General features: G+C 66.9%; 20 protein-coding genes. 11 read left to right on the top strand and 9 right to left on the bottom strand.

What is annotated here, in order from left to right; all coding sequences use genetic code 11:
* Positions 1-94 precede the first annotated feature (94 nt).
* Entirely contained in the window at positions 95-1,945 is a 1,851-nt protein-coding gene (locus tag SOM61_RS07970) for a sensor histidine kinase (RefSeq protein ID WP_320473587.1), read from the top strand.
* Between the two features lie 74 nt (positions 1,946-2,019).
* A complete protein-coding gene (locus tag SOM61_RS07965) occupies positions 2,020-2,958 on the top strand; it encodes a glycine-rich domain-containing protein (protein WP_320473586.1) in 939 nt (312 codons plus the stop codon).
* Between the two features lie 73 nt (positions 2,959-3,031).
* On the opposite strand, the gene SOM61_RS07960 is transcribed toward SOM61_RS07965, so the two are convergent.
* Together SOM61_RS07960 and SOM61_RS07955 are read right to left on the bottom strand one after the other, a co-directional pair.
* Positions 3,032-3,304, bottom strand: coding sequence for a hypothetical protein (locus SOM61_RS07960; protein WP_320473585.1), 273 nt, complete (start codon positions 3,302-3,304; stop codon positions 3,032-3,034).
* Positions 3,305-3,441: 137 nt separating this feature from the next.
* Complete coding sequence (locus tag SOM61_RS07955) at positions 3,442-4,347, bottom strand: NAD(P)H-binding protein (protein WP_320473584.1); 906 nt, start codon at positions 4,345-4,347, stop codon at positions 3,442-3,444.
* A 181-nt stretch (positions 4,348-4,528) separates the two neighbouring features.
* Here SOM61_RS07955 and SOM61_RS07950 point away from each other — a divergent pair, with 181 nt between their 5' ends.
* The 3 genes from SOM61_RS07950 to SOM61_RS07940 all read left to right on the top strand — a co-directional run bounded on the left by SOM61_RS07950 (position 4,529) and on the right by SOM61_RS07940 (position 8,474).
* Entirely contained in the window at positions 4,529-5,557 is a 1,029-nt protein-coding gene (locus tag SOM61_RS07950; RefSeq protein WP_320473583.1) for a CDP-6-deoxy-delta-3,4-glucoseen reductase, read from the top strand.
* A 174-nt stretch (positions 5,558-5,731) separates the two neighbouring features.
* Entirely contained in the window at positions 5,732-7,132 is a 1,401-nt protein-coding gene (locus SOM61_RS07945; protein ID WP_320473582.1) for an eCIS core domain-containing protein, read from the top strand.
* A gap of 94 nt (positions 7,133-7,226) precedes the next feature.
* Entirely contained in the window at positions 7,227-8,474 is a 1,248-nt protein-coding gene (locus SOM61_RS07940; protein WP_320473581.1) for an MFS transporter, read from the top strand.
* Positions 8,475-8,491: 17 nt separating this feature from the next.
* Here SOM61_RS07940 and SOM61_RS07935 read toward each other — a convergent pair whose 3' ends face one another.
* Positions 8,492-10,114: a methyl-accepting chemotaxis protein gene (locus SOM61_RS07935; protein ID WP_320473580.1), complete on the bottom strand. Its 1,623-nt coding sequence runs from the start codon at positions 10,112-10,114 to the stop codon at positions 8,492-8,494.
* A 310-nt stretch (positions 10,115-10,424) separates the two neighbouring features.
* On the opposite strand from SOM61_RS07935, the gene SOM61_RS07930 reads away from it, so the two are divergent.
* A complete protein-coding gene (locus SOM61_RS07930) occupies positions 10,425-10,802 on the top strand; it encodes an HPF/RaiA family ribosome-associated protein (protein WP_147933966.1) in 378 nt (125 codons plus the stop codon).
* Between the two features lie 40 nt (positions 10,803-10,842).
* Here the strand turns inward: SOM61_RS07930 and SOM61_RS07925 are convergent, their stop codons facing one another.
* Positions 10,843-11,667 carry a helical backbone metal receptor gene (locus SOM61_RS07925; protein ID WP_320473579.1) on the bottom strand — a complete coding sequence of 275 codons (825 nt, stop codon included), beginning with the start codon at positions 11,665-11,667 and terminating at the stop codon, positions 10,843-10,845.
* A gap of 114 nt (positions 11,668-11,781) precedes the next feature.
* On the opposite strand from SOM61_RS07925, the gene SOM61_RS07920 reads away from it, so the two are divergent.
* Both SOM61_RS07920 and sbcB read left to right on the top strand, forming a co-directional pair.
* The gene (locus SOM61_RS07920; protein WP_320473578.1) at positions 11,782-12,744 is read left to right on the top strand and encodes a GGDEF domain-containing protein; all 963 of its coding nucleotides are present in this window, start codon (positions 11,782-11,784) and stop codon (positions 12,742-12,744) included.
* 99 nt (positions 12,745-12,843) lie between these two features.
* A complete protein-coding gene (gene sbcB, locus SOM61_RS07915) occupies positions 12,844-14,289 on the top strand; it encodes an exodeoxyribonuclease I (RefSeq protein WP_320473577.1) in 1,446 nt (481 codons plus the stop codon).
* Between the two features lie 329 nt (positions 14,290-14,618).
* Here sbcB and pyrF read toward each other — a convergent pair whose 3' ends face one another.
* On the bottom strand, positions 14,619-15,443 hold the full coding sequence (pyrF, locus tag SOM61_RS07910) for an orotidine-5'-phosphate decarboxylase (RefSeq protein WP_320473576.1): 825 nt from the start codon (positions 15,441-15,443) through the stop codon (positions 14,619-14,621).
* Positions 15,444-15,592: 149 nt separating this feature from the next.
* Between pyrF and SOM61_RS07905 the strand changes: the two genes are divergently transcribed.
* The 3 genes from SOM61_RS07905 to SOM61_RS07895 are packed head-to-tail and all read left to right on the top strand — an operon-like array spanning position 15,593 to position 17,547.
* On the top strand, positions 15,593-16,204 hold the full coding sequence (locus SOM61_RS07905; protein ID WP_320473575.1) for a LemA family protein: 612 nt from the start codon (positions 15,593-15,595) through the stop codon (positions 16,202-16,204).
* A gap of 6 nt (positions 16,205-16,210) precedes the next feature.
* Entirely contained in the window at positions 16,211-17,035 is an 825-nt protein-coding gene (locus tag SOM61_RS07900) for a TPM domain-containing protein (protein WP_320473574.1), read from the top strand.
* A complete protein-coding gene (locus SOM61_RS07895; RefSeq protein WP_320473573.1) occupies positions 17,035-17,547 on the top strand; it encodes a TPM domain-containing protein in 513 nt (170 codons plus the stop codon). The genes SOM61_RS07900 and SOM61_RS07895 overlap by 1 nt, the downstream gene beginning before the upstream one ends.
* Here SOM61_RS07895 and SOM61_RS07890 read toward each other — a convergent pair.
* Genes SOM61_RS07890 through SOM61_RS07875 form a run of 4 tightly spaced genes read right to left on the bottom strand, consistent with a single transcriptional unit; the run spans position 17,537 to position 20,560 of the window.
* A complete protein-coding gene (locus tag SOM61_RS07890; protein WP_320473572.1) occupies positions 17,537-18,154 on the bottom strand; it encodes a hypothetical protein in 618 nt (205 codons plus the stop codon). The genes SOM61_RS07895 and SOM61_RS07890 overlap by 11 nt on opposite strands.
* The gene (locus SOM61_RS07885; RefSeq protein ID WP_320473571.1) at positions 18,151-18,651 is read right to left on the bottom strand and encodes an RNA polymerase sigma factor; all 501 of its coding nucleotides are present in this window, start codon (positions 18,649-18,651) and stop codon (positions 18,151-18,153) included. Before SOM61_RS07885 ends, SOM61_RS07890 begins: the two co-directional genes overlap by 4 nt.
* Positions 18,651-19,829 carry an ABC transporter permease gene (locus SOM61_RS07880; RefSeq protein ID WP_320473570.1) on the bottom strand — a complete coding sequence of 393 codons (1,179 nt, stop codon included), beginning with the start codon at positions 19,827-19,829 and terminating at the stop codon, positions 18,651-18,653. The genes SOM61_RS07885 and SOM61_RS07880 overlap by 1 nt, the downstream gene beginning before the upstream one ends.
* Positions 19,826-20,560 (bottom strand): ABC transporter ATP-binding protein, encoded by a 735-nt coding sequence (locus SOM61_RS07875; RefSeq protein WP_320473569.1) that lies wholly within the window; start codon positions 20,558-20,560, stop codon positions 19,826-19,828. The genes SOM61_RS07880 and SOM61_RS07875 overlap by 4 nt, the downstream gene beginning before the upstream one ends.
* Positions 20,561-20,569: the final 9 nt, after the last annotated feature.

Here is a 20,569-nt window from a genome sequence, read left to right as displayed (position 1 = left end):
AGCTCCTGTCTCGTCATACATTGCTTAGCGTAATAACTTACCGTATTGACGTCTAGCACGCTCACGCGCCGCCCTGTATTTTCGAGACCACCGCATGCCTCCAGATCGCCCTCCCGGAATGTTCGCGCCGGCCACCCTTGTGACCGGGTTGCTGCTGTCGCTGGCATTCGGCGCCGGCGCCTGGTTCGCCACCTCCGAGGCGATCGAGAGCGATGCCCACGCGCGTTTTCGCAGCATGGCGCGCGCCTCCCAGTATGCGATCGACGCCCGCATCAAGGGTTATAGCGATGTGTTGCGCGGCGCCGCCGGCCTGTTTCGCGCCGCGCCCCACACCACGGCCGACCAGTTCCGCCAGTACGTGCAGCAGCTGGACACCAAGCGCAACTTCCCGGGCATTGAAGTCATCAATTACGCGCGCACCATCCACACGCCAGGCCTGCCGGCGCTGAACGAGGAGCTGCGCGGACGCCTGGCGCGGCGCGGCGTGCACCACTACGAGCCGCTGGTGGCTCATCCCGACCGCAATACCTATACGGTGCTGGTCTATATCGAGCCCCTGCTCCCGCTCTCGCTCACCAAGCTGGGCATGGACCTGGAAGCACGCGGCACGACCCGGCGCGCGCTGGCCAGCGCACGCGATTCCGGCTTGCCGAGCGCCTCGGGCACCCGCATCGAGCTGTTTTCGGGTCCCAACCAGAACGGCCTGGCGCTGCGCCTGCCGGTGTACCGCAGCGACATGCCCACCGACTCGGTGGAGGGGCGCCGCCTGGCCTATATCGGTTCGGTCGGCATCGGTTTCGGCGTGGCGCGCCTGGTGGGCGGGGTGCTCGACGAGTTCCCGATCCGGGGCGCGCGCCTGATCCTGACCGAGCTGACAGCGGTGACGCCCGAGCCCGGCGAGACGCTGCCACGCGCCACGCTGTACGACAGCCTGGCCAGCCCCGAGCGCCCCAACCCGCCGCCGCCGCTGGACGACAGCAGCGTGTTCGCGACCAGCCTGCCGATCGAATTCAACCAGCGCATCTGGCGCGCCGACTTCAGCATCCCGAAGTCGGTGCTGTACACGCGCTTCGACATGTACTACCCCTGGCTGGCCGCCTTCGCCGCCGGCATCAGCACCGCCCTGCTCTACGCCCTGTTCCAGATCCTGGCCTCGTCGCGCCGCAACGCCCTGCGCATGGCCGAGGAAATGACGCGCGAACTGCGCGCCAGCCAGGCCAAGCTGCAGGCCAGCCACGAAAAGCTGCGCCTGCTGGCGGCGCACGCAGAGCAGATCAAGGAAGGCGAACGCAAGCGCATCGCGCGCGAAATCCACGACGACCTGGCGCAGAACCTGCTGGCGCTGAAGATCGAGGCCGAGCTCCTGGCCAACCGCACCCGCGGCGGCCACCGGCGCCTGCACGCGCGCGCCGACGCCACCGTGCGCCAGATCGACGTCACCATCCGCAGCGTGCGCCAGATCATCAACGACCTGCGCCCCAACGTGCTGGACCTGGGCCTGTCGGCGGCGGTCGACTGGCAGGTGGCCGATTTCGCGCGCCGCACCGGCATCGAGTGCGAGCTGGTCGACGACGACGGCGAGCACCGCATCGACGACCACAGCGCCACTGCCTTCTTCCGCATCCTGCAGGAGTCGCTCAACAACGTGGCGCGCCATGCACGCGCGACCAGGGTCAGGATCGCCTTGCAGCAGCAGGCCGACATGCTGACCATGACGATCCGCGACAACGGCGTCGGCATGCAGCCGGGAAGCCGCAACCGCCACGGCTCGTTCGGCCTGGTCGGGATCGAGGAGCGGGTAGGCATCCTCGGCGGCTCGTTCTCGATCAGCAGCGGCCTGGACGTCGGCACCACGGTGGTGGTGTCGATCCCGGTCACGCCCATGTTCGGCGACGACGATGTGATGTATGGGGGGCCGCTGTCGACGGTGGCGGTGGCCGCATGACGACCTGCGATGACGCAGTGTTTCAAAAAATATCGTTATTTACGGCATGAGTTTGATCAAGCTCAACAGATGCAATGACTATCCGCATGAAAATTTTTATCACCGTCAAGGGTCAAGACGAACTTGGCGGAAGTAGATTCGACCAGGAGGCCATGACGCAAGCCATTACCACCCGCTTCAATCGCACGACTGCCATGCCTTACAGGGATAACGCAGCGCCATTACAATCTAACGAGGTGATAACGATGTCGACCAATACCGAATTCTCAGTGTTCGAAGCTCTTGACCTGACACCCATCAAAATGAAACTGATGCATGCGGAATCGGGCGAAGGCTGGTCCGAACGCCGTGCCAACGCGGTCGAGGCCGAGTACCGGCGCTTCTTGTTCCTGATGAAAAAGTACCCGGACGACGGCGCCTCGCCGACGGTCGATGTCGACACGTTCTGGCACTACCACATCCTCGACACGATGAAGTACGCACGCGACTGCGAAGCGACCTTCGGCTTCTTCCTCCATCACTACCCCTACGTCGGCATTGGCGCCGGCGCCAACGAAGGCGAACGCGAACGCGCGGGCGAGCGCATGCGTGCAATCTACGAAGCCGAATTTGGCGTGGTCATCAAGGGCGACGCAGCCTGGTGCGCAATTTCGGGCAAGCAAGCCACCCAGGCCGGTGACACCGCCTGGTGCGCAATTTCGGGCAAACAAGCCGCACAAGCCAGCGACACCGCATGGTGCGCAGCGCCGGGCAAGCAAGCCGCCCAAGCCGCTGACGCCGCATGGTGCGCAGCTCCGGGCAAGCAAGCCGCCCAAGCTGCTGACACCGCATGGTGCGCGGCGCCGGGCAAGCAAGCCGCCCAAACCGCTGACACCGCGTGGTGCGCAGCCCCGGGCAAGCAAGCCGCCCAGGCCGGTGACACCGCATGGTGCGCAGCGCCAGGCAAGCAAGCCGCCAAGGCTGGTGACACCGCCTGGTGCGCAGCCCCGAGCAAGGCCGCGCAAGCCGCCTGACCGTCTGAATTAACGTCAAGGTCCGGCCCTCGCAGCCGGCATCGCGGTCGTGGCCGCCATGCCGGCTGTCGCTTTATATGGCGCCAGACCTCATCGCCTCGCTCCCCTTCCTGATCATCAGCGCCCGCAATTCGCTGATGCTGAAATCGCTCTCCTCATGCATCCGGATCAGCAGCGTGGCGCCGATCGGCAAGGTGTTGTGGCGGATCTTGCTGATCACGGGCGGCGCCACTTCGAGCAGCTGCGACAGGGCTGCGTCATTCTTCAGGCGCAGGCGGGAGATGATGGCGTCGAGGACCCGGTTGGGGTCGTACTCGGCGCCAGGCGGAAGGCGGCGGATCGGCATGACTCTTTCAATTAATTATTATTGCTGTTTAAGACGCGACGCCGCGAAAAATTAGCAGAAAGAGGCAAACCATCGGCATTTATACGGCTATTTTCGCAGGACGCGAAATTATACAGATAGTCGATAAATAATGTTTACTAATCTATCTCATTAACTGATAGCCCGGATGCCAGACGCGCCAGCGTCGTGGCGACGTCGGGATGGCGCAGGCGCACCCGCAGTTCGCGTCTCAGGCGCGTGTCGTCCAGTTGCCGCGATTCCGACATGAACGACAGCAGCATCGGCGACACCACGGCCTGCAGGTCGGCGCGCGCCAGGCGCGGCGGGCGGTTCATGCCGAAGGCGTCGGCCACGGCATCGAAATAATCGGCCATCTTCATGCGCGTGCGGTCGACCGCGTGCACCACGCGGCCGGGCCGTCCGTGCAACAGCGCCGCCAGCACGATGCGCGCCAGGTCGTCGGCGTGCACGTGGCTGGTGTAGACGTCGTCCTCGGCACGCAGCGCCGGCGTGCCCTGCTCCAGCCGGCGCAGCGGCAGGCGGTCGTCGGCATAGATGCCCGGCACACGCAGGATGGACAGCGACGCGCCGGTTGCCAGGGCCCAGGCGCGCAGCACGCGTTCGGCGTCCACGCGCCGCCGCGCACGGGCATTGCGCGGCGCTACCCGCCGGTGCTCATGGACCAGCGCGCCGCCGCAATCGCCGTACACGCCGCTCGTGCTTACATACACCATGCGCTCGATCTTTCCCAGCGCCGCCACCAGGTGGCGCGTGCGCCGATCATGCTCGCCATCCGGCTGCGGCGGCGCCAGGTGCAGCACCCACGGCGCGATCCGCCGCAGGCGCGCCAGGGTCGCGGGCCGGTCCAGGTCCGCCACCACCGGCACCGCGCCCAGCGCGCGCAGCTCGGCGCGGCGCTCGGGCTGGCTGGTCAGGGCGAACACCCGGTATTTCGCGGCCAGCAGCGGCAGCAGGCGCATGCCGACGTCGCCGCAGCCGACGATGAGCAGGCGGGGACGGGCGAAGGAGGATCGGTCGGGCATGGGTTCTGGGGCGGTGGAGACGGACCGCGGCACTGTAGCACAGCGGTCGCGCCGACGCCGCCGCCGGGCCGGGCCACCCGCGCCCGGCAAAACCGGGGCCGGTGTAAAATAGCGCCGAGTTGCGGAAAACCGCCATTGGATCAACCACTTGCGCTAGCTTGCGCGCCAACCACCGAATCGCATGACCTTCCAGATCACCGTCCAGCCCAGCGGCAGCCAGTTCACCTGCGAAGCCGATGAAACCGTCCTTTCCGCGGCCATCCGCGCCGGCATCGGCCTGCCCTACGGCTGCAAGAACGGCGCCTGCGGTTCGTGCAAGGGCAAGGTGCTCGATGGCGCGGTGGAGCACAAGCCGCACCAGCAGCGCGCGCTGTCCGACATCGAAAAGACCGGCGGCATGTCGCTGTTCTGCTGCGCCGTGCCGAGTGGAGACCTGGTGATCGAGGCGCGCGAAGTGGGCGGCAGCTCGGACTACCCGCTGCGCAAGATGCCGACCCGGATCGCCGCCATCCGCCGCGCCGCGCCCGACGTTGCGATCGTCAACCTGCAGCTGCCGGCCAACGAGCTGCTGGCCTACCGCGCCGGCCAGTACATCGAATTCCTGCTCAAGGACGGCAAGCGCCGCGCCTACTCGATCGCCAATGCGCCGTCGTTCGAAGGCCCGCTCGAGCTGCATATCCGGCACCTGCCGGGCGGCCTGTTCACCGACCACGTGTTCGGCGCCATGAAGGAACGCGACATCCTGCGCTTCGAGGGCCCGCTGGGCACCTTCTTCCTGCGCGAAGAGTCCGACAAGCCGATCGTGCTGCTGGCCTCGGGCACCGGCTTCGCCCCGGTCAAGGCCCTGGTCGAGCACCTGATGCACCTGAAGTCGACCCGCCCGGTGCGCCTGTACTGGGGTGGCCGCCGCCCGCAAGACCTGTATATGGACGAACTGTGCCGCGCCTGGGAAACCACGCTGCCCGACTTCACCTACGTGCCGGTGATCTCGGACGCGCTGCCAGAGGATGACTGGACGGGCCGCACCGGCTTCGTGCACGCGGCCGTCATGCAGGACATCATCGATTTGTCGGGGCACCAGGTGTACGCCTGCGGCGCCCCGGTGATGGTCGATTCGGCGCGCCGCGACTATACCGCCCTGTGCGGCCTGCCGGAAGACGAGTTCTTCGCCGATTCGTTCACCACCGAGGCGGACCTGGCCCAGGGCTGACGCCAGGACGAGGGCGCGCACTCGCGCCGCCCCATCGGGCTGGGTGGCCCATCGAAAATTTCCAACAGCCACAGGACGTTTCTCAGTATCCTGTCAATCGCCCCCGGTGTCGGCCGATCCACTCGGCTGCCATCGTCTTCGTGACCGCCCGCTTCGGTGGGCTCGACGAGCGACATGATGAAGACCTTCGAGAATCCTGACACGCCGGCGCGGATCGACCGCCAGGCCAGCGCCCCCGAACGGAGCGTACGCGACATCCCCGGCACGCCGGTCACGGACAGGCGCGCCGCCGCATCGGCGCTGCGCGGCTTCCAGGCCCTGGCGGACAGCTCGCCCAGGGCAATGCAGCTCAAGCGCCAGGCGGCGCTGGCCGGGGCCGGCCCGGCGCGGGCGGCGAAGGCCAATCATACCGGCCTGCCGGACCAGCTGAAATCCGGCGTCGAGACCCTATCCGGCATGAGCATGGACCACGTCAAGGTCCATTACAACTCGGCCAGGCCCGCCCAGCTGCAGGCGCATGCCTTCGCCCAAGGGAGCGACATCCACCTGGCGCCGGGCCAGGAGCGGCACCTGGCGCACGAGGCCTGGCATGTGGTCCAGCAGGCGCAGGGACGGGTCAGGCCGACCGCCCAGCTCAAGGGCATCGTGGCGCTGAACGACGACGCCGGACTGGAAGCCGAGGCGGATGCGATGGCGGCGCGCATCGCCGGCATGGGGCCGGTCCAGAAGCAGCGCGCCCTCCGGCCAGGGAGCGCCGCCAACGGCGCGGTCGCCCAGCGCGTGGTGTCCGTCAGCACCCTGAAGTACATCCCCACCGGGACCAGCCTGGCGCTGATCACCGCGCTCGACAATCAGATCGTGACCGCCGAGACGGACGCCGAAGCCGACGTCAGGAACGCAGCCAAGGCCACGCCGCATTCCAGGTATCAGGCCTCCTACATGCGCACTCCAAACGCAAGGGGATGGGGCTACTGCGTCGAGGAGAAATTGAATGTCTGGGCCGCGAACAACGGTTGGTCGATATCGAACCTGGGCGGCAACTCCAATCCCGACTACAGCAGGATGGATGGGACGACCAAGGTCTGGGCCGACCTGACTACCGTGGCCGAGGCCGGGGCAGGCGGGAGCCACGTCATCGACAAGCTGGAGCGCAAGGTCAACAAGGGACAGATCGACACCGGATGGGTCGCGGCCGACCTGCTGCATGCGGGACGCAACCCCTTGTCCACGGGTCCGCGCATCGCGCCTGTCACCAGGGGCACGGTGACCGCCAACCACAATAGGGCCTGGCAGGCTTACCGAAGCTTCGAGAGGGGCGACGTGTATGACCACATGATCGATCTGCGCAGTAAGTACGTCCCGCCGCTGCCGAGCTACGCGACCTATACGCAGTCGTGGACTGCGGACGAACGCGACGTCTTTTCCCGCTGGATCAATGGCGACAACGATCATCGCCTTGGCAGGAATCTGGACGACGACCTGTCCAGCGACGACGAGGAAGAGGAACGCCCCAACAAGAGGAAAGCGACGAAGACGAAAGCGAAGAAGAACAAAAAGAAGGTGAAGCGGCTGTGATCCGGGCGGTGCGTTTCGGCGCCGCAAGACGCCGAAGCGCGCCACTCCGTCTTCAGGCAGAATATCAGGCTCGTCCGAATCGCCCGAACAATCCATGTCCCTGCTGTCTCCCTCCGGCCGCCTCGGCGTCCTGCGCAACCGCAATCTCGCCTTCTATCTCTCGGCGCGCTTCCTCGCCACCTTCGCCGTCCAGATGCAGAGCGTGGCGATCGGCTGGCAGGTGTACCAGATCACCGGCAGCCTGTTCGATCTCGGCCTGATCGGCCTGGCGCAATTCGCGCCGTTCCTGTTGTTTATCCTGTGGGCCGGCCACGTGGCCGACCGTTACAACCGGCGCCTGATCGTCATGGCCTGCATGGCGGTGCAGCTGGTGTGCAGCGCGCTGCTGATCGCGTTTACCGCCAGCGGCAGCACGGTCGTGTGGCCGGTGTTCGCGATCCTGGTGGTGTTCGGCAGCGCGCGCGCCTTCATGATGCCGGCCTCGCAGGCGGTGCTCAAGAACCTGGTGCCCGACCGCGAATTCAGCCAGGCGGTGGCGCTCGGCTCGTCGACCATGCACGTGGCGATGATCCTGGGGCCGATCGTCGGCGGCCTGCTGTATGTGTTCGGCGCGCAGATCGTGCACATGACCTCCGCCAGCCTGCTGGCGCTGGCGGTGCTCCTGATGACGAACACGCGCAGTATCGGGCAAATCATCAACAAGGCGCCGGTCAGCTGGCACACGCTGCTCGAGGGCCTGCGCTTCGTGCGCTCGCGCCCGATCGTGCTGGGCGCCATTTCGCTCGACCTGTTCGCGGTGCTGTTCGGCGGCGCCACCGCCCTGCTGCCGGCCTACGCCCACGACATCCTGGGCGCCGGGCCCACCGGCCTCGGCTTCCTGCGCACCGCGCCCGGCGTCGGCGCCGCCCTGTGTTCGATCACGCTCGCGATGTTCCCGATCACGCGCCGGGTCGGCGCCTGGATGTTCGGCGGCGTCGCGCTGTACGGCATGTGCGTGATCCTGCTCGGCCTGACCGACAGCTTACCCGTAGCCATGGCCGCCCTGTTCCTGCTCGGCGTGGGCGACATGGTCAGCGTCTACATCCGCCACCTGCTGGTGCAGTACGAGACGCCGGACGAGATCCGCGGCCGGGTCAGCGCCGTGAACTCGGTGTTCATCGGCGCCTCGAATGAGCTCGGGGAATTCGAATCGGGCGTCACCGCCGGCTGGCTGGGCCTGACGCGCGCCATCCTGCTGGGCGGCGTCGCCACGCTGGTGGTCACCGGGCTGTGGGCGGTGCTGTTCCCGGTGCTGTCAAGGATGGACCGCTTCCCGCACCACGAAAAAGAGCGCGGAAACTAGACTCCCGCGCCCTGGCTTCAGGCTACCGCCAGCGCGCGCCGGTGTGACGCCGACGCTACCGATGCCGGACGGGCCGCGCCGGCATTGCGCTGGCCGGTCCCCAGGTTGAACACGCTGACCGTCTCGGCCAGCAGCGCCGACTGTTCCTTCAGCGACTGGGCGGCGGCGGCGGCCTCTTCGACCAGGGCCGCGTTCTGCTGGGTCACCGCATCCATTTCGCTGACCGCCTGGTTGATCTGCTCGATGCCGTTTTCCTGCTCGTGGCTGGCGACCGTGATCTCGCCCATGATGTCGGTGACTCGTTTGACGCTCACGACGATCTCGTCCATGGTGGCGCCGGCCTGGCTCACCAGGCGGCTGCCTTCGTCGACCTTGTTCACCGAGTCGTCGATCAGGGTCTTGATTTCCTTGGCCGCGCTGGCCGAACGCTGGGCCAGGTTGCGCACCTCGCTCGCCACCACGGCAAAGCCGCGGCCCTGCTCGCCGGCGCGCGCCGCTTCGACGGCCGCGTTCAGCGCCAGGATATTGGTCTGGAAGGCGATGCCGTCGATCACCGAGATGATGTCGACGATCTTGCTGGCCGACGCATGGATGGCGCCCATGGTCTCGACCACGTCGGACACCACCGCGCCGCCGCGGGTGGCGACGTCGGAGGCCGAGCGCGCCAGGCCATTGGCCTGGCGTGCGTGTTCGGCGTTCTGCTTGACGGTCGAGGTCAGTTCTTCCATCGACGACGCGGTTTCTTCCAGCGAGCTGGCCTGTTGTTCGGTACGGCTCGACAGGTCCAGGTTGCCCGACGCGATCTCGTCCGAGGCGGTGGCGATGGTGTCGGTGCCTTCGCGCACCTGGCTGACGATGTCGCGCAGGTTCGTGTTCATGTCTTTCAGCGCGCCCAGCAGCTGGCCGGTTTCATCCAGCGAGGTCACCTCGATGTGGCTGGAGAGGTCACCGGCGGCGACGGTGCGCGCCACTTCCACGGCCCGGTTCAGCGGACGGGTGATCGAGCGGGTGATCAGCCAGGCGATGGCGACCGCCGCGATCAGGGCGAAGCCGCCGACGCTGAACATCAGCACGCGCGCCTGCGCATAGGCGTCGCGTCCACGCGCCTGGTCTTCGTTGTTGCGCGTGCTCTGCAGCGTGATGATGTCGTCGATCGAGGTGGTCCAGCCGCGCATGGCCGGCACGAACTCGCCGCGCAGGAAATCCCGGCCAGCATCGAGGTCGTTTTGCCGCGCCAGCGCTTCGCCCTTGGCGATCAGCGGCAGCACTTTGGCGGCGGCCGCAGCGGTATTGGCCAGCTGGGCCTTGCCTTCGTCGGACGTGATCGACCCATCCAGCAGTTTGGCGCCGGCCTCGTAGGCGTCGCGCGCCTTGGCAATCGCGCTCGACTGTTCCTGCATCTGGGCTTCGTCCGAAATGATGGTCATGTCGCGCACGGCGATCGAGATCCGGCGCAGGTTGTCGCGCATCGCGCCGGCGGCGTCGATGCGTGCGTTGTTCACTTCCACGACCTTGACCAGCAAATCGTTCATGGCGCTCAGTTTTTGAACGCCGGTTGCCAGTACGACGGCCAGCAGCACCAGTACCAGGCCAAAGGCGAGCGCCAGGCGCTGGCCGATTTTCAGTTGCTTCAATTGCATCTTGTAATTCCTGTTCCTGTCATTGCATCGGCCGTGTAACGCGAAGCCGTCTGCGTGTTTTATCGGTTTTTACACGCGCAACCTTTTTCGAATCTTGTGACTTTCGGACCTCAAGGTGAAACAATTCGATAGAATTGGCGGATGCAGGCAATTTTAGTAGGACTCTTCCTACAAAACGAGGGAATAATTTCTATGTGGCAATTCAGCAACATCGATAAAGAATTGGAATTAGCAAGACGCCAACAGAGCGGGCGCGGCGAAAATCGCGAGAGGTGTAAGATGAAGCCGTAACGACTTACAGGAGCCATCCATGCAGATCAATGTAAATACCGACAACACCATCAACAAGCATCAGGGCCTGGACGAGCACGTGCAGGAAGTCGTGCGCACCTCCATCGGTCGTTTTGGCGACCAGGTCAACCGCGTTGACGTTCACTTGAGTAATGAGAACAAGGAGAAAAAGGCGGACGGCGGCAATTCGTGCATGCTCGAAGCACGCCTGACCGGCATTGCGCCGATCGTCATCCATGAGCACGCCACCGACCTGCACCAGGCCATCAACAACGCTGGCGGCAAGCTGGCGCGCGCCCTCGACAGCGCGCTCGGCCGCCTGCACGACAAGCAGCGCGCCGCGTCCATCACGCACACCGAAGATCCAACCGCCGACAAGCACCTGACGGATATGTGATCGTGCTCCAATGAAGCGCAGGCCCGTCCGGGCCTGCACTTCAGCCTGCGCTTCCTTCCAGCATTGCCCTCACTTCGCGCAGATAGCGCAGGCCCGCCAGGGCCCGGCTTCCATACCACGACATCATCTCGCCATCGACCAGCAGCACGGGAATCCCGATCTGCTTTTCCAGCGCGTCCGCGTGCGCCTCGGTAAACCGGTAGGGTTCGGTCGACAGCAGCACGGCGTCAAGCCCGTCCACCAGGGCTTCGGACCAGTCGAAACGGGGATAGCGCGCCGCTCCCAGCGCGGGCACGCGCCAGCCCAGTTCGGCCAGCATGGCGGCGATATACGTGTCCTTCGACACGCTCATCCAGGGGTCTTGCCAGATGCAGTACAGCACCGTGCGCGCCGGGCCGGCCGGCAAGGCGCGCAGCCGCGCCAGTTCGTCCCCGAAGGCCGCGCACCAGGACGCGGCCTGCTCCCGGGCGCCGAAGATTCCGCCCATCAGGCGCGCCAGCGCCAGGTTGTCCTGCGGGACCAGCGGATGCGTGACCACCACGTTCGGTACGAACTGCGCCAGCGCGTCGACCGTCGGCTTCTCGTTCTCGTCGATATTGACCACGACGTGGGTCGGCGCCAGCTTGCGGATCTTCTCGAGGTTGACGTCCTTGGTGCCGCCCACCTTGGGGATGTCCGCCACCACCGCCTTCGGGTGGATGCAAAAGCCCGTGCGGCCGACCAGCTGCGACGCCAGGTCGAGGTCGCACAGCAGCTCGGTGATCGACGGCACCAGCGACACGATGCGCGCGTCCGGGGCCGGCCGATGCGCATGCCCGAGCGCATCAATGAGCACATCATCCAGCGAATTGTCAGAATCAGTCATGCAGCCATGTCACCATTGTTGTTTAAGGCGCGCCGAATACGCATTCCAGGTCCGATAGGCTATCATTTCAATGCTGTAAGGACTCAACCTTACGCGATTCGCTCGAGGCCCCACTTGGAACACATCGGCACCTTCGGTGCTTCCCGCACGACCATCCGCGACCTGCACCTGTTTCGCGACGAGACCGACCCGGCCATCGCCGCGATGGTGGCCGGCTGCGCCGTCGTGCGCATGGCGCGCGGCCGCCGCATCGACGATGGCGGCCAGGCGCGCCTGTACATCGTGCTGTCGGGCGCGCTCGAGATCGCACCCGACGCCCATGCCGGCGACGAGGGCAACACCAGCCGCATCCTCCCGGGCGAGAGCGTCGGCGAACAGGCGGTGCTGGACGACGCGCTGAACCTGGCGGCGATGACGGCGCTCGAGGACACCGAACTCCTGGTGATCGAATCCGATATGGTGTGGACGCTGATCGAACGTTCGGGTGTGCTGGCGCGTAACCTGCTGCGCCTGCTGTCGTTCCGCATCCGCGCCACCAACGCCCTGCTGCGCCGGCGCCAGAAGCTGGGCGAATTCTACCGCCAGCTCTCGCTCAACGACCCGCTCACGGGCCTGTACAACCGCGCCTGGCTCAACGAGATGCTGCCCAAGCTGGCGACGCGCGCGGCCACCGACGGCAGCTCGCTGTCGCTGGTGATGATCGACCTCGACCACTTCAAGCGCTTCAACGACACCCACGGCCACATCGCCGGCGACGCTGCGCTGGCCACCGCCGCGAGCGTGATCCGCGGCGCGCTGCGACCGTCCGACTTCGCGGTGCGTTATGGCGGCGAAGAGATGCTGGCGGTGCTGCCCGACACCACGCCGGAGATGGCCACCGGGGTCGCCGAACGCCTGTGCCGGCGCCTGCGCCTGGCCGTCGTGTTCCCCGATATGCGCCTGCCGCTGCCGCACCTGACCGGCTCCTTCGGCGTGGCCAGCCTGCTGCCCGGCGGCGACGAGCGCAGCCTGCTGGCGGCGGCCGACGCCGCCCTGTACCGCGCCAAGGAAGCCGGACGGGACCGCGTCTGCGCCTGACGCAATATCCAAGACCTTTGCCGCCGGCCGTGACTGATCCGCGCGGATGTGCCACCATGCCGGTTGACGCTGTGATTGCAGCAAACACAACAACAACACATGAGCACGCATACCTTCCTCTGGCACGACTATGAAACCTTCGGCGCGGTGCCGCGCCGCGACCGCCCGGCCCAGTTCGCCGCGATCCGCACCGACGCCGACCTCAACGAGATCGGCGAGCCGATCATGCTGTATTGCCAGCCGGCCAACGACTTCCTGCCCGACCCGCAATCCTGCCTGATCACCGGCATCACCCCGCAGCACTGCCTCGAACGGGGAGTGCCCGAGCACGAATTCGCGCGCCACATCGAAGCCGCCTTCAGCGAGCCGGGCACGATCGGCGTCGGCTACAACACGATCCGCTTCGATGACGAGGTGACACGCTTCCTGTTCTGGCGCAACCTGATCGATCCGTATGCGCGCGAATGGCAGCACAACTGCGGCCGCTGGGACCTGCTCGATGTGGTGCGCATGGTGTACGCGCTGCGCCCGGAAGGCATCGAATGGCCCACCCGCGAAGACGGCAAGCCGAGCTTCAGGCTGGAACACCTGAGCGCCGCCAACGGCCTGGCCCATGAAGCGGCGCACGATGCGCTGTCCGACGTGCGCGCCACCATCGCGCTGGCGCGCCTGATCCGCGACAGGCAGCCGCGCCTGTTCGACTTCTGCCTCGAACTGCGCCGCAAGGACCGGGTCGCCAGCGAGATGGGACTGCACCTCGACCCGGGCCAGCGCCAGCCTTTCCTGCACGTGTCCGGCATGTTCCCGGTGGAGTACGGCTGCCTGGGCCTGGTCTACCCGCTGGCCCAGCATCCGACCAACAAGAACGAGGTGCTGGTCTGGGATTGCCGCCACGACCCGTCCGAACTGTTCGCGCTCGACGCCGACACCATTCGCACCCGCATGTACACGCGCGCGAGCGAATTGCCCGAAGGCGTGACCCGGCTGCCGATCAAGAGTGTGCACCTGAATAAATCGCCGATGCTGGTCGGGAACCTCAAGACCCTGCGGCCCGAGCTGGCCACGCGCTGGGACATCGACCTGGAACGCGGCCGCGCGCACGCCGCGCTGGCGGCCGGCGGGCCGGACATGAAAGCGATCTGGGCCCAGGTGCTGGCAAAACCCGGTGCCGGCGAAGCGGTGGACGTCGACGAAGACCTGTACGGCGGCTTCGTCAGCCGCGACGACCGCCGCCAGCTGGAATCCCTGCGCATGCAGAAGCCCGAGGCGCTGGCAAAGCGCGTCAGCTTCGAGGACGAGCGCCTCAACGAATTATTGTTCCGCTACCGCGCGCGCAACTTCCCGCATACCTTGTCGGAAGACGAGATGCAGCTGTGGGAGGCGCACCGCGCGGCGCGGCTGTTCGAGGGCGCGCATGGGGCGCGCACGGTGGACCAGCTGTTTACCGAGATCGATGCGCTGTCGGAGACGGCGGATGAGCGTGCCGAGGAGATTCTGGGGGCGCTGTATGACTATGTGGAGTCGATTGCGCCGGATCGGTATTGACCTAGCGGGTGCTCTGGAGACTTGGGTTCCCGCCTGCGCGCACTAGCGTCCGGAATATTTATACGCAACGTATGCATCGTCATCCCCGCGAAGGCGGGGATCCAAGTGAAGTCACAGAATGTTCATGCTCTTGCGTGACCCGAACGTTCATCGGAGGTCGATTTTTAGGCCACTGGCCGTGCACACTTGGGTTCCCGCCTGCGCGGGAACGACGTGCCAGGCGACGTAGGCGAAGTTGAAGCCAACGCTCACCGCACACTCCAACAACGTCGTTCCCGCCCTCGCCGGGCGCCTTGGCGGGAACCTAAGTACTCAGCGCCGCCGCGCTATCAACCGTAGCGATGCGCGTTGATCGCATCGCGCGTCTCGCGCGCCACCCGGCGCGCGGCGGCGGCGAAATCTTCACCCTGCTGCGGCGTCGCATACAGGATCGCGCGCGACGAATTGATCATCATGCCCGCCCCACCAGCCGTGCGGCCCGCCTTGACGGTCGCCTCGACGTCGCCGCCCTGGGCGCCCACGCCCGGGATCAGCAGCGGCATATCGCCGACCAATTTGCGCACCTGCGCGATTTCGTCCGGGAAGGTCGCCCCCACCACCAGCGCGCACTGGCCGTTGCGGTTCCATTTTTCGGCGACCAGCTGGGCCACGTGCTGGTATAGCGGGCGACCCGCCACGTCCAGGAACTGCAGGTCGGAGCCGCCCGCGTTCGAGGTGCGGCACAGCACGATTACGCCGCGGTCCGGCCACTCCATATACGGCTCGACCGAGTCGAAGCCCATGTAGGGGCTGACCGTCACCGCGTCGGCGCCATAGCGCTCGAAGGCTTCGCGTGCGTACTGGTGGGCGGTGGCGCCGATGTCGCCGCGCTTGGCGTCCAGCACCAGCGGGATGTGCGGGTAATTCTCGCGCAGGTAGGCGCAGATTTCTTCCAGCTGGTCTTCGGCGCCGAGGGCGGCGAAATAGGCGATCTGCGGCTTGAAGGCGCAGGCCAGGTCGGCGGTAGCGTCGATGATGGCCTTGCAGAACTGGACGATGGCGTCCGGCTGGCCCTGCAGATGGGCTGGCAGGCGCGCCAGGTCCGGGTCGAGGCCGACGCACAGCAGCGAGTCGTTGCTGGCCCATGCGGCGGAAAGTTTGTTGATGAAATTCACCTCTAGCCCCTTGTATCTTTGTAAATGCAAACCCATTATTGTACCCGCCGGCGGTCCATCGCCGCCAGTCGGCGCCCGCCCGGACGCCCAAGCATGTCTGTTTCAGGTATATTTTGATCATTCGACAACTTGTACACACAAACATCATCATGACCAATTCCTTCTTCTATCGCTGGACCCGTCTTCTCGGCGGCGCCGTCCTGGCCGGCGCCCTGCTGTCCGGCTGCGGCTACAACGACTTCCAGACCAAGGACGAGGCCACCAAGGCGGCATGGAGCGAGGTGGTGAACCAGTACCAGCGCCGCGCCGACCTGATTCCGAACCTGGTCAACACCGTCAAGGGCTATGCCTCGCACGAGAGCGCCACGCTCGAAGCGGTGACCCGCGCCCGCGCCCAGGCCACCAGCTTCCAGATCACGCCCGAGGTGCTGAACAACCCCGAGGCCTTCCAGAAGTTCCAGCAGGTGCAGGGCGAGCTGTCGGGCGCCCTCTCGCGCCTGATGATGGTCTCTGAAAAATACCCCGACCTGAAGGCCGATGCGAGCTTCCGTGACCTGCAGTCGCAGCTGGAAGGCACGGAAAACCGCATCACGGTGGCGCGCCAGCGCTATATCGCCTCGGTCCAGGATTACAACGTGACCGTGCGTCAGTTCCCCAAGAACTTGACGGCGATGGTGTTCGGCTATGAAACCAAGCCGTCGTTCACGGTCGAGAACGAGAAGGCGATTTCGACCGCGCCGACGGTCGACTTCGGCAAGTAAGCCGGCATGACCGCACTATCGCGTTTCTTCTGCATCCTGCTGCTCGCGCTGTTCACCGGCACGCCGGCCTTTGCGCAGCTGCAGCCGGTGCCGACGCTGACCACGCGCGTCACCGACCAGGCCGGCATGCTCGACGCCGCCCAGCGCCAGCGCCTCGAAGCCGTGCTGGCCGACTATGAGGCCAAGACCGGCAGCCAGATCGCCGTTCTGCTGGTGAAGTCGACCGAGCCCGAGGCGATCGAGCAGTACAGCATCCGCGTCACCGATGCCTGGAAGCTGGGCCGCAAGGGCGTGGACGACGGCGTGCTGCTGCTGGTGGCGCGCGATAACCCCAGCGCGCTGCGGCGTCTGCGCATCGAGGCCGGGCGCGGCGTGCAGGGCGTGCTGACCGACGCCCAATCGAAGCGCATCCTGCAGGACGTGATCGCGCCGCATTTCAAGCAAGAGCATTATTACGAGGGACTGGTCGCCGGCGTCGGCGCCATCGCCACCCTGCTCAACCAGGAAGCTTTCCCGGCGCCGCCACCGCAGCAACAGCAGCGCCAGGCGGCGAGCGACGGCGGCTTTCCGTTGTGGGCGATCTTTTTGATCATCATCGGCGCCTCCATGCTGCGTTCGGTGTTCCGGCCGCGCGGCCGCACCATCGGCACCCGCCGCGGCCAGTCGCACTGGGGCAGCGCCACCACCGGCTTCGTCCTCGGCAACATCATCGGCAATATGAGCCGTGGCGGCGGTGGCGGTTTCGGTAGCAGCGGCGGCGGCTTCGGCGGCGGCGGCTTTTCGGGCGGCGGCGGTGGCTTCGACGGCGGCGGCGCCTCGGGAGACTGGTAATGGGATCGATGACACACAAGATGCGCCGCGCCTGGCGCCACTGGAAGAGCAGCGCGAGCGAGGCGAAACAGGCCTTCCCCGACACGACCCTGGACGCGATCGCCGAGGCGATCGACCTGGGCGAACAGACCCACCGCGGCGAGGTGCGCCTGATCGTCGAGAAGTCCCTGCCTTTCGAAGCGGCCTGGGAAGGCGTCACCAACCGCCAGCGCGCGATCGCGCTGTTCGCCGACTATGGCGTGTGGGACACCGAAGACAATTGCGGGGTGCTGATCTACGTGAACCTGGCCGAGCACAAGGTCGACATCGTGGCCGACCGCGGCATCGACCGCAAGATCGACGCCGCCACCTGGCAGGCCGTGTGCCGCACCATGACCGAGGGTTTCAGGCAGGGCAGCTTCCATGAAGCGACCCTGGCGGCGGTCAACCATGTCAACGAGCTGCTGCGCCAGCACTTCCCGGCCAGCGGCGAGCGGGCCAACGAGCTGCCGGACCGGCCGGTCATGCTGTAGTCGTCCCGTCCTGCGACTCGTCCTGCGGCTCGTCCAGCCATTCGCGCGCCAGGGCGTCGACCTCGGCCAGCTCGGCCTTCATGCGGCGCGCCTTGTCCCACGCCCACAGCCAGCCGCCAGCCAGCAGCAGGCCCACCGCCGCCGACGTCCAGGCGGCAGACCATGCGTCGCGCCCCGTGTACAGGGTGAGGAATGGGGCCGGCAGCATGGGGATGGTCGACCAGCGCGTCAGCCGCACCAGGCGCAGGCTGAGCAAGGCGCGGCGGCGGCGTAATCCGAGCCAGTCGCGCAGGCTGTTCCCTGGCGGCTCGCGCAGCGCTTGCAGGCGGGTCCAGGTGTAGCTGATCATCACGGCGACCATGAACAGCAGGAAGTACACCCACCACAGCAGCATGAAACCGTTGGCCGTCGCCCGCGGCCAGTCGCGGATCAGCATCCCCGCACCCACCGCCGCCAGCATCCACTCGCCCAGGATCGTCAACACGATGAGCCGCCGCTGGCGCCGCGCGCGCGCGATCATCGCCGTCACGTCCGGCGTCAAGGGAGCAACCGGCGCATCCGCGCCCCAGGCATCCTGCAGCCTGGCCCATTCATCCGCATCGTTCATCGTTCCTCCAGCCTTTCCTTGAGCGCAGCCTTGGCGCGGTTCAGGCGCACGCCGACATTATTCACCGAGATGCCGAGCAGCTGCGCGATCTCTTCATAGGACATGCCCTCCAGCGCCAGCAGCACCAGCTGGCGCTGCCCGACCGGCAGCTGGCGCAATGCCGTCAACAGGCGTTGCTGCTGCTGGTTCAGGCCGGCCAGGGTTTCCGGCCCCGGTTGCTGGTCGGCCCATTCTTCGTCCAGCTCCTCGTGCTGCGGCTGCGCCACCGCGCGCATCACGTGGCTGGCGCAGCGCCGGTGCGCCACGCCGACCACATAGGTCTTGATGCTCGATTCGCCGCGAAAGGCCGGCAAGGCCTGCCACACCGCGAGCATGATGTCCTGCACCAGGTCGTCGCGCGCGTGGCGGTTGCGTTCGAAGCTGGCGGCGAAGCGCACCAGCATGCCTCCATGCTCGGCCATCAGGCGTTTGAACTCGGCGTCCTGCAATCGGCCCATCACAGCCCGAACACGAAGCGTTCGCTGCCCAGGCGCCGGCTGCCGAAGGCGATCAGCAAGGCGGCGCCGCCGATGCAGCCGGCCACCGACAGGGCCAGCAACTGCGGCGCCGGCGCCCCGCCGCTCACCAGCGCGCCCAGGTGCGCGTGCTGGCTGAACATCGGCAGCAGATGGGCGGCGGGCGGGGACGCGGCCCCGATCTGCTCCACCATCAGCATCATCGGCGCCAGTTGCAGCAGGTTCAGGTAGATCTGGCCTTCCTTGTGGGTGCGGGCGTGCAGCGCCACCACGCATTGCAGGGCGCCCACCAGCAGCGCCAGTGGCAGCAGGGTCAAGAGCATCTGTGCCTGCATCGCCGCGTCCGGCGCGAAGGCCATGCCCACTTCGTACAGCGGCAGGCGCTCGAGGGCGACCACTGACAGCAGGAGCGCGGCGGCGCTGCTCACATAGCCGAACAGCGAGGCGGTCAGCCATTTGCCGATGAACAGCGTGCCCGGCGCCACCGGCTGCGCCAATAAAGCTTCGAGCGAGCGCCGTTCGCGCTCGCCACCGGTCGCGTCCAGCGCCACGTGCGAGCCGCCGACGAACAGGCCGAGCAGCCAGAACAGCGGCAGTGCGCCCAGCACCAGCGCCGTGCGGCCGCCCTGCCCGCCCATGTCGCGCAGCTGCAGGTGCAAGGCATTGGCGTGGCCGGGCGCCACCCCGGCGCCCAGCAGGCGCTGGCCGGACAACTGCGCGCCGTAGCCGGCCACCAGCGCCTGCACGCGCTGGGCCTGGCGCCTGGCATCGTCGTCGGACATGTCGGCCCACAAGGCCAGCGTGGCTTCGCGTCCCTGCGCCAGTTCGCGCGGCGCCCCCGCCGGCACTTCGAGCACCACCGCGCCGGGCGAAGCCGCGAGCAGGTCCTCGGGCTTTCCGCTGCGCTCCTGCAGCGTGACACCCGCCGCTTCCAGGTGCCGCACGAGTCCCGGCGCATGCGCCGCGCCGACCAGGTTCAGCGGCCGCGTGCCGGCATCGACCTCGGACGCGATCAGCGCCTTGAGCACGCCCGCCAGCACGAAGGGGCCGAGCAGCGCGAACAGCAGGCCGGCCATCATCGATCGGCGGTCGCGCACGGCGTCCATCACCTCCTTCGACACCACGATCCACAAACTCTCAACGAATTTTTCACGCCTCATGCCGCAATCCCCTCATCGCTGCCGATCACTTCGACGAATGCCTGTTCCAGGCCGCTGCTGCCGGTCTGCGCCAGCAGCGCCGGCGTCGTCCCCGCAAAGCGCACCCGGCCGGCGGCCAGCACCACCACCTGGTCGCACAACTGGGCCGCCTCCTGCATCACGTGGGTCGACAGCAGCACCGCCGCGCCACGCGAGCGCGCCCGCACCAGGGCCTCGCGCACGGCGCGCGTGCTCATCACGTCCAGGCCGCGCGTGGGCTCGTCCAGCACCAGCACGGCAGGATCATGCAGCAAGGCGCGCGCCAGCGCTACCTTGATGCGCTGGCCGGCCGAAAATCCCTTGCAGGCGCGCCCCGCTTCGGCCTCCAGTCCCACCTCCTGCACGACGCGCTCGATGGCGCGTTCGAGCATGGCGCCGCGCATGCCGTGCAGGCGGCCGAAGTAGCGCAGGTGGTCGCGCGGCGTGAGCCGCTCATAGAGCCCGAATTCGTCGGTGACGATGCCGAGCCGGCGCCGCGCGGCGAGCGGCGCGCGCGTCACGTCGATGCCGTCGATGGCGACCGTGCCGCTGTCCGGCGCCAGCAGTCCATACAAGATGCGCAGGCAGGTCGACTTGCCGGCGCCGTTGGGGCCGAGCAGCGCGGTGATGGTCCCGGGCCGCGCGCTGAAGCTCACCTCATCCAGGGCCTGCAAGGCCTGGAAGCGCTTGCCGATATTGTTCACGACGATCATGGGGCGCTC

It is taken from the genome of Massilia sp. CFBP9012, assembly GCF_034045115.1.
In the GTDB taxonomy this organism is placed as follows: domain Bacteria; phylum Pseudomonadota; class Gammaproteobacteria; order Burkholderiales; family Burkholderiaceae_D; genus Telluria.
This window is presented reverse-complemented; position numbering and strand designations above follow the sequence as displayed.